13 protein-coding genes, 1 tRNA gene and 3 pseudogenes are annotated in these 13,181 nt (G+C 61.2%); 10 read left to right on the forward strand and 7 right to left on the reverse strand.

Annotated elements, in window-relative coordinates:
- Nucleotides 1-288 precede the first annotated feature (288 nt).
- Nucleotides 289-522, forward strand: coding sequence for a hypothetical protein (locus AC0L2Z_RS28990; protein WP_023803160.1), 234 nt, complete (start codon nucleotides 289-291; stop codon nucleotides 520-522).
- 99 nt (nucleotides 523-621) lie between these two features.
- On the opposite strand, the gene AC0L2Z_RS28995 is transcribed toward AC0L2Z_RS28990, so the two are convergent.
- A complete protein-coding gene (locus AC0L2Z_RS28995; RefSeq protein ID WP_023803159.1) occupies nucleotides 622-972 on the reverse strand; it encodes a hypothetical protein in 351 nt (116 codons plus the stop codon).
- 180 nt (nucleotides 973-1,152) lie between these two features.
- Here AC0L2Z_RS28995 and AC0L2Z_RS29000 point away from each other — a divergent pair, with 180 nt between their 5' ends.
- The 4 genes and pseudogenes from AC0L2Z_RS29000 (at nucleotide 1,153) to AC0L2Z_RS29015 (ending at nucleotide 3,290) form a co-directional block, all read left to right on the forward strand.
- Complete coding sequence (locus AC0L2Z_RS29000; RefSeq protein ID WP_128170739.1) at nucleotides 1,153-1,338, forward strand: hypothetical protein; 186 nt, start codon at nucleotides 1,153-1,155, stop codon at nucleotides 1,336-1,338.
- Nucleotides 1,339-1,425: 87 nt separating this feature from the next.
- Nucleotides 1,426-1,644, forward strand: coding sequence for a KTSC domain-containing protein (locus AC0L2Z_RS29005; RefSeq protein WP_023803157.1), 219 nt, complete (start codon nucleotides 1,426-1,428; stop codon nucleotides 1,642-1,644).
- Nucleotides 1,645-2,116: 472 nt separating this feature from the next.
- Nucleotides 2,117-2,955: pseudogene (locus AC0L2Z_RS29010) on the forward strand (ATP-dependent DNA ligase).
- Between the two features lie 140 nt (nucleotides 2,956-3,095).
- On the forward strand, nucleotides 3,096-3,290 hold the full coding sequence (locus tag AC0L2Z_RS29015) for a hypothetical protein (RefSeq protein ID WP_128170737.1): 195 nt from the start codon (nucleotides 3,096-3,098) through the stop codon (nucleotides 3,288-3,290).
- A 47-nt stretch (nucleotides 3,291-3,337) separates the two neighbouring features.
- On the opposite strand, the gene AC0L2Z_RS29020 is transcribed toward AC0L2Z_RS29015, so the two are convergent.
- Entirely contained in the window at nucleotides 3,338-3,823 is a 486-nt protein-coding gene (locus AC0L2Z_RS29020) for a hypothetical protein (RefSeq protein ID WP_128170736.1), read from the reverse strand.
- A 234-nt stretch (nucleotides 3,824-4,057) separates the two neighbouring features.
- Here AC0L2Z_RS29020 and AC0L2Z_RS29025 point away from each other — a divergent pair, with 234 nt between their 5' ends.
- Complete coding sequence (locus AC0L2Z_RS29025; protein WP_128170735.1) at nucleotides 4,058-4,336, forward strand: hypothetical protein; 279 nt, start codon at nucleotides 4,058-4,060, stop codon at nucleotides 4,334-4,336.
- A gap of 549 nt (nucleotides 4,337-4,885) precedes the next feature.
- Here the strand turns inward: AC0L2Z_RS29025 and AC0L2Z_RS29030 are convergent.
- Nucleotides 4,886-5,017: pseudogene (locus AC0L2Z_RS29030) on the reverse strand (XRE family transcriptional regulator); the annotation flags it as partial.
- A gap of 227 nt (nucleotides 5,018-5,244) precedes the next feature.
- Between AC0L2Z_RS29030 and AC0L2Z_RS29035 the strand changes: the two are divergent.
- Nucleotides 5,245-5,595: a hypothetical protein gene (locus AC0L2Z_RS29035; protein ID WP_023803151.1), complete on the forward strand. Its 351-nt coding sequence runs from the start codon at nucleotides 5,245-5,247 to the stop codon at nucleotides 5,593-5,595.
- A gap of 290 nt (nucleotides 5,596-5,885) precedes the next feature.
- On the opposite strand, the gene AC0L2Z_RS29040 is transcribed toward AC0L2Z_RS29035, so the two are convergent.
- The 3 genes from AC0L2Z_RS29040 to AC0L2Z_RS29050 all read right to left on the reverse strand — a co-directional run bounded on the left by AC0L2Z_RS29040 (nucleotide 5,886) and on the right by AC0L2Z_RS29050 (nucleotide 7,595).
- A complete protein-coding gene (locus AC0L2Z_RS29040; protein WP_023803149.1) occupies nucleotides 5,886-6,035 on the reverse strand; it encodes a hypothetical protein in 150 nt (49 codons plus the stop codon).
- Nucleotides 6,036-6,448: 413 nt separating this feature from the next.
- Nucleotides 6,449-6,522: transfer RNA gene (locus AC0L2Z_RS29045), tRNA-Gln, on the reverse strand.
- Between the two features lie 140 nt (nucleotides 6,523-6,662).
- Nucleotides 6,663-7,595, reverse strand: a complete 933-nt coding sequence (locus AC0L2Z_RS29050) for a lysylphosphatidylglycerol synthase domain-containing protein (protein ID WP_128170733.1) — start codon at nucleotides 7,593-7,595, stop codon at nucleotides 6,663-6,665.
- A gap of 514 nt (nucleotides 7,596-8,109) precedes the next feature.
- Here AC0L2Z_RS29050 and AC0L2Z_RS29055 point away from each other — a divergent pair.
- Together AC0L2Z_RS29055 and AC0L2Z_RS29060 are read left to right on the forward strand one after the other, a co-directional pair.
- Nucleotides 8,110-9,483: a Ppx/GppA phosphatase family protein gene (locus AC0L2Z_RS29055; protein ID WP_128170732.1), complete on the forward strand. Its 1,374-nt coding sequence runs from the start codon at nucleotides 8,110-8,112 to the stop codon at nucleotides 9,481-9,483.
- 136 nt (nucleotides 9,484-9,619) lie between these two features.
- The gene (locus AC0L2Z_RS29060) at nucleotides 9,620-10,315 is read left to right on the forward strand and encodes an RlmE family RNA methyltransferase (RefSeq protein WP_027154665.1); all 696 of its coding nucleotides are present in this window, start codon (nucleotides 9,620-9,622) and stop codon (nucleotides 10,313-10,315) included.
- Nucleotides 10,316-10,422: 107 nt separating this feature from the next.
- Here the strand turns inward: AC0L2Z_RS29060 and AC0L2Z_RS29065 are convergent.
- Nucleotides 10,423-11,295, reverse strand: a pseudogene (locus tag AC0L2Z_RS29065) (MFS transporter); the annotation flags it as partial.
- 377 nt (nucleotides 11,296-11,672) lie between these two features.
- On the opposite strand from AC0L2Z_RS29065, the gene guaB reads away from it, so the two are divergent.
- On the forward strand, nucleotides 11,673-13,175 hold the full coding sequence (gene guaB, locus AC0L2Z_RS29070) for an IMP dehydrogenase (RefSeq protein WP_023798441.1): 1,503 nt from the start codon (nucleotides 11,673-11,675) through the stop codon (nucleotides 13,173-13,175).
- Nucleotides 13,176-13,181: the final 6 nt, after the last annotated feature.

The following is a 13,181-nucleotide window of genomic DNA, read 5'->3' on the forward strand; positions in this document are numbered from 1 at the left end:
CAACCGGACCGTTGTCGTTGACCCAGGCACACGCAAGATCATCAAGATCATCGAATGACGTAAGCGACTGGGAGGACCGCCCGCCGTGCCGAAAGGGTGCGGCGGGCTTTTCTCTTTCTGGAGGAACGCGATCTGGGGACAATGGTTCGGGTTGCCAACAAGGCGCCGTATCGCCGGATGAGGACAAGCCCGTGCCTTCGTTGTTGGTCCGATTGCCCCAGCGCTACGACACAGAGAAGACACCTTTAGATAAGACTAAGCCAGCAGGCCATTATTGAGGATGCTCTTATGAACCCGACCGAATTGCAGGCGATTAGCGATACGCTGATGCGGGTAGTGACGCCAGAGATGACACCAAAACAGCTCCTAAAGGCTGCAAAAAAGGAGCATCCGGACGCGTCAAAAAAGGACATCGCTCGCGCTGCGTTCTTCTCGATCATTGCGAACGCTGACCAAGCCATTGGCAAATCGAGGAACTTGCAGGCTTTTGCGTTGGCAGAGCGGACACAACAATCTGATTAAGATTGATGGTCGACATGCGTGGCCCTGTTGGTCAAAATTTAACGCTTGGTACCCGGAGTTCCGAAAGCGACCAGAAGCCGACATTTACTGTTCTGCCTCCTATAACCCTGCGAGGGCATGGGCAGAAGCCGAGACGGCGAAGACTGTCGAGATCAGCTTGGATTGCCAATGCCGCATATCGAAGAGCGCGAACTGTGCAGCCAGGCGAATGGCCCAGAAAGCGGCTCCGAAAAACAGAAGTGGCGGCCAAATTAGCCCCCGGTACCAAAGCCAAAGCAATGTTGCGCCGTAAGACACAAAGGTGAACGTCAGCATGACATTCAGAGTTTGAGTGATTGCTGCGTTTAGGTTGCCCGAACCCTTCAGCCGGGCCGGCCATCCGAAAAGCCGCCAAAATCCTAGATGGAAGGCGGCGAAGGCAAGATCGAGCACAGCAGCGAGCATCAGCATGCGGAAACAATACCGCTAGAAACGTCCGCTCTCCACCCCGACACAGGGACACTCTGGCAATCGCCGGTATGGGTACCAAGCGTTGGATTTTGACCACTAGGTCCCAAACATTCCTGACCCTTGACGGAACCATTCCGTGACCTGCGAGTTGCGGCTCGGGCGGGGTTGGGACATGCAGACATGGCAAAGCGTGACGCAGCGGGCCATAAGACCCTTGCCGATGCCGTTCGCGAATTGATCGGCACCGAAGACAATCGTCGTAACGTACATAAGCTGCTTGGGCTGGAGGTCGAACCAGAACTGCCGCCAACTCTAGCTTCATTGCTTGAGGCGATTGGTAAGGCTGGTCGGGACGAAACCCCCTAGCTGCATGGGTCATCTGGCCGACCTTTAAATTGCCGTGCTGGGAACCAACGGGGCCACAATTCCGCGCCGAACCAAGGCGTGAACGTCATGCCGTCCACCTCGATAAGCAAAACGGAATACGATCCGGATCGTAGGACCCTCTCGGTGTGGTTCGTGGCCAGCGGCAAATGCTACCAGTTTGAGGATGTGCCGCCGGAGACCTTCGCCGAGTTCCGAGCCGCATTCGCCAAGGGCCGCTTCTTCAACGAGCGCATCCGCAATCGATTCCGGTACCGCCTGGTCGGGACCGCCAACAATTCTGGATGACCCCAGCCGTATGCGAAAGCCAACTCACCTATCCATCGAGCTTCAACGGCTCATGGTCGGGGAGATAATGATGCAGCACCTCGCCAAGGTTTCGCTTGTCGAACGTTTGGCCACACACGGGGCAGAACTCGAAATGCTCTGCTTCGTCCTTCGCAGGCGGCCCGTGGCGCTTGCCCTTGATCCGGTTGCGGGGTTGTTGGTTCTATCTCGGCCCACGTTGATCGTCCCGAACTGTGATAGGGACGGCCCGACAGCCGCTGCGGGGTAGGCAACCGACCGTCGGGCCTAACCGGCGGGGGTATGGGCCGTGTCCGCCGGCTGGGACGAATAATATGCCGTTTCATGCATCATTACTAATTTAGTAAAATGGTCACGTTCCGTTCCCCTAGCCGCCAGATCGGACGGACCTAAACTCGAATTCGTGCGTAAACCAGTGAGTGCCGGGCCCGGCCGGCTTGAGTTCATTCCTCCGATGATGCCTACCTTGGTCGCCAAGCCGCCCCAAGGCGACGACTGGATGCATGAAGCCAAATTCGATGGCTACCGCTCCCAAATCATCATCGACGCCGGCGGCGCTCGGATCTTCACCCGCCGCGGCCTAGACTGGACATCGAAGTACCGCGACCTGGTCGAGGCAGCCAAAGGTCTCAACGTACAGAACGCCATCATCGACGGCGAAGTCGTCGTCTTGAATGACGCTGGCCTTTCGGATTTTGCCGCTGCGCAAGGCAATCACGAGGCGCCAGCACGACCTCTATTTCGTCGCGTTCGATCTGCTGCATCTTAACGGCCACGACTTGCGCGACATGGCACTTGAGGATCGGCGGGAAATCCTGGCCGGGCTTATAGGGTCTGACAGCCGCATCCAGTTCAGCGAGACGATGCCAGGCGAAGTCAACGCGATCTATCATCTGATCGACGCGGCCGGCCTGGAGGGGATGGTATCGAAGCGCCGAGACAGCAAATATCGCAGCGGCCCGACCACCAATTGGCTGAAGACAAAATCCTTCACCGAAAGCGAGTTTGAACTTCTCGGCGTCGAACGCGAGAGGGGCAAGCCGGCGTTTGCTCTGATGGCTGAGCCAGGCACCCGGAAATATGTCGGCAGTGCGTTCGTGAGCGTCAACCGCGAGATGCGGGAGCGGTTGTGGAAGCGCGTGCAGGAACATGCCGGGCCACCGCCCAAGGATATGCCAAAGCGGCCGGCAACGCACTGGGTCAAGCCGGGGCATCAAGGCCCGCGTGAAGCATCTAAGGTGCGAGGAGGATCTTCGGCACGCATCGCTGCAGGATTTCCGGGAAGAGGATTGAAGGCCGCGCCAGATTGAGCGAGGCCGGACTCGCGAAATTCGCAATAAAGCGTACAATCCCAACGTCGTCCGTACCGAATAGAGGCATTGCGGACGCTTGGGAGATGGCAGTGCTTCCGCCCAAGAGGCAGGAGGGCTGAGATGGCGAAACCCCAGGCAGGCGCCCAGGTATCGGTTTTTGACTGCGATATCCTGCGCAGCGCCTTCATAAAAACCGTGATCGAAGAGAAGATCCCTGAAGACAAATGGCGGTCGGTTGCCGCGCTTTTGATCAGCGACTTTACCGGGAGCGATGACGTCGATCCTGACTTGCTGGAATGGATCGTGCGCAAGTAGCCAGAGCTACCCAGCCGTTAGTCTTTTGTCGCCTGCCACGCTCGTTGCTATGCCTTTTTGGGTACTAGAAAGCCAAAGGCAAAGTGAGACGCCTCTACCTGGATTTTCGCGAGGTCGCTAGCAGCCACCCGGATTTCATCGGCAGTCACCTCAAAGAATTGGTGTGTTGCATTTTGCCGGTTGACTGAGAGTTTCTGCCAAGCCTTCTTTTCTCCGAGGTATACGCTCCACGGACCATGAACGACACGATTGCGAAACGTGTTGAGTTCGCGCATCTGCTGGACGAGGCGATCGCGCTCGGCAAGGTCATTCGGTTCGGTGGTGTGTTGGTCGATGATCTGACCATACAGAGTGATTTTGTTATTCAAGTTGTTCGCTTTCCGCAGCTTCGGTTGGTCGGCGCCAAGCGCGGACAGCCAACGATCGATATGGAATTCCAGAAATCCAAACTGCATTATCAAGCGCCCTATCGGCTCGTAAAAATCGCTGTCGTAGCGCTCGATCATCTCCGATACGGATTTTGGACGTTCCATTATCGTGCTCACACTGACGAAAAACGCAACGAGCCGATGAAGCGGATACTTCAAGACGCCGCGCCGTTGCCGCACACGATAGCGAGAAGGTCGCAAAGAGTCCGGCCGAAAGAAATGAGGCCCCTGAGCTAATATCAACCCAATGTCAAAGAGTGGGCGTCCCCTATTGCCGACGCCCTCGTTTTCAGGATTATATTCCTCCCCGTTGCGGCGAGCCCTTCAACGGAGATCGCCATGCCCAAAAAGACCCTCGCCGACACCCTGGCCGCCCGCGAAACCATCTATGTCAATTGCGGACACCCGATGTGCTGCAAATCGATGAAGCTGGATATCCAGGCGCTGATTGACAGGCTCGGCCGTGACCACGGCTCGATGCATGACGACCTGGTCGGGCTCTTTATCTGCTCAAATTGCAAGGCTGCCGGTGGTGATCGACGGCAGGTGTTCTTCTACGAAGGCCAGCAGCGGGCGCGCAATCGCGACTGGAAGCCAACTTTCGAACGAGGGGGCTGAAAGTGGCCGGCGCCACTTGGGGGGGCGTTGGGGTAGATTGCCTTGTCGGGCGCCGGCCTAGCGGATTGGCGTCCGCCGCCTTGATACTACCGAGCTTGGGGAGATCCGAGTAATCCCGTGATCGCGGAAGTCATTGTGGAGGAACTCAGTCCAAATGGTCGCGTTATGCTACCTAAGGATTTTTTCCGATGGCTGACGATAGGGACAGAACACCCAGCGGGGCCCCTGACGACTCTGTCGTTCAGCGCTTGGTTAAAGAGGCGAATATAACCGAAGAGCAGGCTCGCGAGCTTATCGCTCTTCTGGGGTCCGACTGGCCGTCACTTATGCGGGAAGCCCGATTTCTAACTCGAAAACGCTAGTCGCCTCGAAAACGCTAGTCGCAGTGAGTTACGGCAATGGACCCGTGGCAAATCGATAACGTGGACGTAGAGAGGTCGCGGTTGCAGGTTGATGCCACGCGGGCCACGATTGCGGAGATGCGATCCGTCATGGAGGAGAGCCGGCGCATTCTCGCTCGATCCCAAAATCTTTTGCGCCGCCTGGTCTTCATTTCCGCAACCTCACACCGGCGCCGCCGCCGTTCTCGGGGATGAACTCGACGCCGGCCCATTCGAGCGCTGCCTGAAGGTCAAGCAGAGTGCGGTCATACGGCGCCCGCTTCCCAGCTTCAAAATTGTCAAGATCGCCGCCCGCCATTCTTCGCGGATGCAATGCGCGGTCAATGCCGATCGACAAGGTGGTTGAGAACTTCATGGAGTTTCTCGAAGCACCGGCAGAGCGTCACTGACGGGCGGCAAACTCTGCCGCTGCTAGCCCGCTGCCTTCAAGGTGGCGGGCTTTTTGTCGCTGAGGAACCATACGCGGCGGCGGCCGTTGAGCCCCCACCCAAAAGGGAGATCATCACAATGGCCGACGACCCAAACGAAGACGCAAAGCCGACGGAGACGCAGCGCGAAGCGCAGGAGGCCTTGGAGAAGCAAGTTGCGCAACTGAAACGCGAGATCAACAAGATCAATCGGACGCTCGCGGAGCACGCTGAAGAGGTGGTCGAGGAAGCTACTGGTTGGTATGAGGGCGCGGCCGATAGCGTGTCTCGGACAACGCAAGCACTTCGCAAAAGGGCGTCTACTGCTTCCGGTGTCGTTCAAGAAAATCCTGGCACGCTATCGTCCGCCTTCATGCTGGGCGCGGCTGTAGGCTTGCTGTTGGGCCTTGTTCTTGTGGCCGGCGACCAGCGCCGGGAGCGCTGGTTCTAACACGCCCAAATGAGCCCAGAGACTCCGCTGCCCTCACGGTGGCGGTATATGGGCGGGATCAAATTCCGAATATTGCAGCTAGATGTCCCCATGCAGGATCAAAGCCGCGCCCGCCGCAATGGATAGGGCAGAAAGCAAACCGCAAGCGATGCTGCCCCAGTTCGTGATGTCCAACGCCCTTTGGAAGGGTGGAGGATCGATCCACTTCTCAGCGTCCATAGCATATCGTATCGTGCCGAGGACGCGTAATTGAACGAGTGCATCGACCAGTTGATCCAAGCGAAGAAACCCTATGCCAGCGCCAGCAGAAGGCCAGCCACGAAGCACCAGACCGGGGCTTTGAGTGCTTCCAGCGTCGCAGGTTGGCTGGCTGGATTGTTCAGCAACGAAAACATGCCGAACAGCGCACCAGAATGGACTAGCACCAGCGACGCGGTCAACCAACGACCTCACTCGGCGGCAACCTGGAAAGTCGCGCGCTGAGACGTTTTGAGATCGTGGTAAACTAATGCAGCCGCGCTATCGCTGTCCATCATCGGCGTTTTAGAGTGCTCAGTTTCGTCATGTAAGAAATCCCGCGTTGATTCCCCGGCGGGATTGTCGCACGGACCTGCCGACAGTCGCAGGAAAAAAATGGGCACCGCAATTGGCACCGGCGAAGGCGCGCTCTCTAGGAACATGGCGGGAACAAATTGGCTGATCCGTGTTGCAATCGTGTTGCATGGACAGAAAGGGACGGGGCGGGACATGCCCGGAATGCAAGGGTTTGCGCGCTACAGGGCAGGAAAACCCATGCAACACGTTTCGGTCGCGATTGTTCTGCATAAGGGGCTGATTTAATTGCGGAAACTGTTGGCTGGGGAACCTGGATTCGAACCAGGACTAACGGAGTCAGAGTCCGTGGGTCTACCGTTAACCTATTCCCCAGCAGGCGCGGCTGTTGAAAACCACGCGGCAGGGCGACGATGGCGCCGCGCGTGCCTTGTAGCCGCCGTCGGAAAATAGTCAAGCCTGCCGAAGGCATTTCAATCGGCACGTTTCATAAGGGCGTGGTTCAAAGCCGCCCCTCAATTCTCCCTTCGCCCGAGCTGCGAGTGCTCGAAATACAGCACGACGCCGAGCGCCATCACCAGCGGGATGATCAGGTAGAACAGCCGGAACACCAGCAGTGCTGCCAGCACGCCGACCGGGTCCATATGCGACAGGCCGGTCAGGAAGACGACCTCGAACACGCCGAGCCCGCCCGGCGCATGCGAGATCTGGGCGACCGAGAACGACATCAGGAAGACGCCGAGCACGACGAGGTATCCGGGATTGCCAGCTTCGGGCAGGGCGAAGAAGATGATCGCCGCCGCCGCCAGCAGCTCGATCGGGCCGATCAGCAATTGCCGCGCGACGATCGGCAGAGCCGGATAATGGACCTGGAACCTTCCGATCTTCAGCGGCCTGAGATGCAGCCAGCTGCCGAAGACATAGGCCGCCACCACGAGCAGCATCGCGAGCCCCGCCGCCTGCGAAAGCCGATGATGCGGCGTGCCGGAAAAACGGTCGACGATCTCCGGTGCGAGCACTAGCACGATGCCTGAAACCAACACCGTCGACAGCACGAAGGTGATCCAGCAGATCGCCACCAGAATGCCGACGTCCTGTCCGGTCAGCCCCCTGGTTCCGTAAGCGCGGTAGCGGATCACCGCGCCTGAAAAAACCGAGCCGCCGATATTGTGCGACAGCGCGTAGGTGGTGAAGGAGCACAGGGTGACGAACAGCCACGACACTTTCTTGCCGATATGCAGGAGCGCGATATGATCGTAGCCGGCCAGCGACGCATAGGCGATGACTGAGCTCAAAGCGGCGAGCACCCAGCCGCGGGCAGGGATGGCGACGATGCCGTCCCAGACGTCGTCGAGCGAGATGCCACGCAGTTCGTGCAGCAGCAGCCATAGCGAGAAGACGACCGCCGCAACGCCGACGACCGGCCAGAAATAACGCCTCCAGTTCATGGCGTGACGATCATGCGTTGCAGCCCCGTTGCCCGTTCGGTTCGCGTCAGGAACTCTGCCCGCGATTTCGAATGTTTCATCCCCGCCATTTCAGAAATGCCTTATCGAAGCCGGCTATTCAACTGCGAAGGCGCGTTGCTGCGGGAGAAGGAAAGGCTGGCGATCCTTCGCGCCCCCCTCTGTCCTGCCGGACATCTCCCCCACAAGGAGGGAGATTGGCAGTTTTGGCGCTCCGCCCGTTTCTGCGACGGTAGGGATTGGCGAAAGCGGCGGTGACGGCCGATCTCCCCCAAGTGGGGGGAGAGGCCAAGTTTTGGCAAAGAGGGCAGGACAGAGGGGGGCGCTGTCCCGCCATCATCGGGACGAGCGGAGCGGCGAGACAATGCCAGCGACAAATTCGACCCCTGCGCTCTTGGTGATCCGGCCCGGCGCTGCTAGTCTGGCGGCAACTTAGAACACGTGAAAGCGCCTGCTGCGTCCGGTCTCCGGTTCGCGCGGCGCGGAAGGAACTGAAGTGGAAGACCACGACACCGGCGCCGGCGCGCCGGAAGTGGGCGTGTCCAGGGCTTCGCCGCCGCCTTCGGGTCAGGCAAGCCCACCCGCCGGCCGGCACAATGGCCGCCCGGTGCAGCCTTGGTCCGGTCACGGACAGGCAGGCGACGCGTCCCAGCATCAGAATGGCCAGAAGGCCAAGACCAGGAAGCGGCGCAAACGCCGGCGCGGCCGCAAGGTTTTTGCGCGCGACGACGCTCGCCTCGCTGCGGCCGGAGTGGCGTCTGCTGCTGTCAGCGCTCCGGCCAGCCGCCCGCCCGCGGCGATCGTCGCGGCCTTGCCGTCGGTTGCGCCAGGCCGGCCGGAGCCGGCTGCTCGCCGCCCGCCGCTGCAGGAACTGCCGGTGTTTGCGGCACTCGATCTCGGCACCAACAATTGCCGGCTGCTGGTGGCGGTGCCGACGCGCCACGGCCAGTTCCGCGTCATCGACGCTTTCTCGCGCATCGTCAGGCTGGGCGAGGGCCTCACCGCCAATGGCCGGCTCGGGCAGCCGGCGATGGACCGTGCGGTCGAGGCGCTGAAGATCTGCGGTGACAAATTGCGCAACCGCAAGATCAGGAAGGCCCGGCTGATCGCCACCGAAGCCTGCCGCACGGCCGCCAACGGCGCCGAGTTCCTCGACCGCGTCGAGCGCGAGGCGGGGTTGAAACTCGAGATCATCGACCGCCAGACCGAGGCGCGGCTGGCGGTGTCGGGCTGCGGCTCGCTGGTCGACCGCGACACGCAAGGCGTCGTCCTGTTCGATATCGGCGGCGGCTCCTCGGAAATCGCGCTGATCGATCTCACCGGCCACCGCTCGCCGAGGCTCGCCAACCACATCGTCTCCTGGACGTCGCTGCCGGTCGGCGTCGTCTCGCTGGCCGAGCGCTTCGGCGGCCGCGCCGTCACCCGTGAGATCTTTGCCGCCATGGTCGAGGATGTGGCTGTGCGCCTGCACGCCTTCGACGGGCGCGACCGGCTGAGCCATGTGCTCGCCAGCCCGAAATTCCACTTGCTCGGCACCTCGGGCACGGTGACGACGCTGGCCGGCGTCCACCTCGACCTGGACCGGTACGACCGCCGCCGCGTCGACGGGCTGTGGATGGATCGCGACAGCGTCGACCGCATGGTCGAAAAACTGGTCGGCTGGGATTTTCAGCAGCGCGTCGCCAATCCTTGCATCGGCGCCGATCGCGCCGATCTGGTGCTGGCCGGCTGCGCCATCCTGGAAGCGATCCGCGCGGTGTGGCCGTCGGAGCGGCTGCGCGTCGCCGACCGCGGCCTGCGCGAGGGCATATTGAGCGAATTGATGGCCGACGACGGTGTCTGGCGCAACAATGGGCGGGGCAGAGCATGATCCCGAAAAGTGGCAGCCGGTTTTCGGAAAAGATCATGCTCAGACCAGAATGCATGATCCCGAACCGCAGAACCGCGTCAGCGAAAAGTGGCAACCGGTTTTCGGAAAATATCATGCTCAAACAAGAAGTCAGGCAATGACCAGGAAACCGGAAAAACCAGGCTCTGCCGGCATTCGCGTGCTGAAGACGCGGATCAAGAAAAAAAGCGGCCTGAAGGAATCGTCGCGCCGCTGGCTGCAGCGCCACATCAACGACCCCTATGTCCAGCGTTCCAAGGCCGACGGCTACCGCTCGCGCGCGGCCTACAAGCTGATCGAGATCGACGACAAGCACCATCTGCTCAAGCCCGGCATGAAAGTCATCGACCTTGGCGCGGCACCCGGCGGCTGGTGCCAGGTCGCCGCCGCGCGCACGAAATCGACGGCCGAACACCCGCATGTCGTCGGCATCGACTATCTGGAAATGGACGCGGTGCCCGGCGCGCCGGTGCTGTTGATGGATTTTCTCGACCCGCAGGCGCCGCAAAAGCTCGCCGAAACGCTCGGCGGCCAACCGGACATCGTTTTGTCCGACATGGCCGCACCCACCACCGGCCATCGCCGGACCGATCACATCCGCACCATGTATCTGTGCGAGGTGGCCGCCGATTTCGCCCTCTCGGTGCTGAAGCCGGGCGGCCATTTCCTCGCCAAGACTTTCCAGGGCGGCGCCGAGAACGAATTGCTCGCCAGGCTCAAGCAGAATTTCCGCTCGGTCCACCACGTCAAACCGCCGGCCTCGCGCGACGAGTCGGTGGAGCTTTATCTGCTGGCGAAGGATTTTAAGGGTTAGCGTCCTTTCCTTCTCCCCTTGTGGGAGAAGGTGGCCGAGCGAAGCTCGGTGGGATGAGGGGTGCTCCAGCTTGACGCAAACTCTCGTATACATCGGCAAAATCACAACGGCGTCAGCCCGAAGCCGATCTGGAACATCAGCGGCAAAAGGAAGGGTACGGCGCCGATGCCGATGCGGAACAGCCCGCCGCCGAGGACCGAGGCGCGGAACACCTGGTTGCGGAACAGTTCGAGCGCCAGCAGCGGATTTTTGGCGCGGCGCGCATGCAGGAGGTAAAGCACGGCAGAAACCAGCCCGACAGCCACGGTGAGGAAGCCGGCAATCGGCGGCAAGGCCGGCAGGCTGACCACCGACAGGCCGAAAACGATGCCCGATGCCGCCAGGCCGCTCAGCACGAAGCCGATGAAATCGAGCGGCGGCGTTGGCGCCGCTTCGGTCTCCGGCAGGAAGCGCGTGGCCAGCCAGATGCCGATCAGCCCGATCGGCACATTGATCAGGAAGATCCAGTGCCAGCTGAAATAGGTGGTGATGAAACCGCCGACCGGCGGCCCGACGAGCGGCCCGACCAATGCCGGAACGGTCAGCCACGACATCGCGGCGACGAGCTCGCTCTTCGGCGTGGCGCGCACCAGCACCAGCCGTCCCACCGGCGTCATCATGGCGCCGCCAATGCCTTGCAGGAAGCGTGAGACGACGAAGGCCGGCAGCGAATTCGACACCGCGCAAGCGACCGATCCGACGATGAACACGGCAATCGCGGCGCGAAACACGGTCTTGGCGCCAAAATGATCGGCCATCCAGCCGCTGATCGGAATGAACACCGCCAGCGACACCAGATAGGCGGTCAGCGCCAGCTTGAGCGCCACCGGGCTGGTCTGGAGGTCGACGGCGATCGCCGGCAGCGACGTTGCGATAACGGTCGAATCCATGTTTTCCATGAAAAGGGCGACCGCCAGGATAAGCGGAATGGTGCGGTTCATGGAGCGCGTCCGGATTCGATTGTTGCCGACCGGGCAAGCCGACAGGCAGGGCGGTTACCACGGGTTGCGTTGGATGTCGCCTTAACTTGCTGTCACATTTGAGCGACCTGGCAGCGGGCATGCCCAGCAAAACTCCGGAGCAGCGCCGTCGGCGAGGCGGCCGCTTCGGCTTTCGCCAATCACCAGCAGTGAATGCCGGTCGCCATCCGTCACCGCGAAAGGCATTAAGCTGAGTTCGCGGCCCTGTCGTGCACAAGCAATCGGCTTTTCAACGGCGACGGGACGTGTTACGAGCCAGCGCCAATCCTGAAAGGGAAGAAGACGAGTCGGCGCTGTCCATCCGGTCCAGCGCTTTTCATGCATTCCGAGGGCTGGCCATGGCAAAGATTATCGAAACGTCCACGGGCGCATTGGCGCTGACCTTTGACGATGTGTTGCTGCAGCCGGGTCATTCCGAGGTCATGCCCGGCGAAACCGATATCGGCACCCGCATTGCCGGCGACATCGACCTCAACGTGCCGATCCTGTCCGCCGCCATGGATACCGTCACCGAGGCGCGTCTTGCCATCGCCATGGCCCAGGCCGGCGGCATCGGCGTCATCCACCGCAATTTCTCGCCTGCCGAACAGGCCGAGCAGGTGCGGCAAGTCAAAAAATTCGAATCCGGCATGGTGGTGAACCCCGTCACCATCGGCCCCGATGCGACGCTCGCCGACGCCCTGGGGCTGATGCGCAACTACAGCATCTCGGGCATTCCGGTGGTCGAGAATGGCGGCGCTGGCGGGCACACGGTCGGACGGCTGGTCGGCATACTGACCAACCGCGACGTGCGCTTCGCTTCCGACCCGGGCCAGAAAGTCTACGAGTTGATGACCCGTGAGAACCTGATCACGGTCAAGGAAAATGTCGATCAGGACGAGGCCAAGCGGCTCCTGCACCAGCACCGCATCGAAAAGCTGGTCGTGGTCGATAGCGGCGGCAATTGCGTCGGATTGATCACCGTCAAGGACATCGAGAAGTCGCAGCTCAACCCGCACGCCACCAAGGACGTGCAGGGGCGCTTGCGCGCGGCGGCCGCCACCAGCGTCGGCGATGACGGTTTTGAGCGCGCCGAGCGGCTCATCGATGCCGGCGTCGACCTTTTGGTGATCGACACCGCGCATGGTCACTCGCAACGCGTGCTCGATGCGGTGACGCGGGCCAAGAAACTGTCCAATTCGGTCCGCATCCTGGCCGGCAACGTCGCCACTTCAGAAGGCACGCTGGCGCTGATCGATGCCGGCGCCGATGCCGTCAAGGTCGGCATCGGGCCGGGTTCCATCTGCACCACCCGCATCGTTGCCGGCGTCGGCATGCCGCAGCTTTCCGCGATCATGTCGGCGGTCGAGACGGCGCAGAAATCGGGCGTCTCGGTCATCGCCGATGGCGGCATCAAATATTCCGGCGATCTCGCCAAGGCGCTCGCCGCCGGCGCCAGTGCCGCCATGATCGGGTCGCTGCTGGCCGGCACCGACGAGAGCCCGGGCGAAGTCTATCTGCATCAGGGCCGCTCGTTCAAAGCCTATCGCGGCATGGGCTCGGTCGGCGCCATGGCGCGTGGCTCCGCCGACCGCTATTTCCAGGCCGAGGTTCGCGACACGCTGAAACTGGTGCCGGAAGGCATCGAAGGCCAGGTGCCTTACAAAGGACCTGTGTCCGGCGTGCTGCACCAGCTTGCCGGCGGCCTGAAAGCCGCTATGGGTTATGTCGGCGGGCGCGACCTTGCCGATTTCCGCGACCGCGCCACGTTTGTACGCATATCCAACGCCGGACTTCGTGAAAGCCACGCCCATGACGTCACGATCACCCGCGAAAGCCCGAATTACCCCGGCGGAGCCTAACCAGTT

The organism is Mesorhizobium sp. WSM4850, assembly GCF_055811735.1.

Coding starts and splice junctions, on each gene's coding strand:
- AC0L2Z_RS28990 (WP_023803160.1), top strand. CDS start 289: ATGAACCCGACCGAATTGCAGGCGATTAGCGATACGCTGATGCGGGTA.
- AC0L2Z_RS28995 (WP_023803159.1), bottom strand. CDS start 972: ATGCTGATGCTCGCTGCTGTGCTCGATCTTGCCTTCGCCGCCTTCCAT.
- AC0L2Z_RS29000 (WP_128170739.1), top strand. CDS start 1,153: ATGGCAAAGCGTGACGCAGCGGGCCATAAGACCCTTGCCGATGCCGTT.
- AC0L2Z_RS29005 (WP_023803157.1), top strand. CDS start 1,426: ATGCCGTCCACCTCGATAAGCAAAACGGAATACGATCCGGATCGTAGG.
- AC0L2Z_RS29015 (WP_128170737.1), top strand. CDS start 3,096: ATGGCGAAACCCCAGGCAGGCGCCCAGGTATCGGTTTTTGACTGCGAT.
- AC0L2Z_RS29020 (WP_128170736.1), bottom strand. CDS start 3,823: ATGGAACGTCCAAAATCCGTATCGGAGATGATCGAGCGCTACGACAGC.
- AC0L2Z_RS29025 (WP_128170735.1), top strand. CDS start 4,058: ATGCCCAAAAAGACCCTCGCCGACACCCTGGCCGCCCGCGAAACCATC.
- AC0L2Z_RS29035 (WP_023803151.1), top strand. CDS start 5,245: ATGGCCGACGACCCAAACGAAGACGCAAAGCCGACGGAGACGCAGCGC.
- AC0L2Z_RS29050 (WP_128170733.1), bottom strand. CDS start 7,595: ATGAACTGGAGGCGTTATTTCTGGCCGGTCGTCGGCGTTGCGGCGGTC.
- AC0L2Z_RS29060 (WP_027154665.1), top strand. CDS start 9,620: ATGACCAGGAAACCGGAAAAACCAGGCTCTGCCGGCATTCGCGTGCTG.
- guaB (WP_023798441.1), top strand. CDS start 11,673: ATGGCAAAGATTATCGAAACGTCCACGGGCGCATTGGCGCTGACCTTT.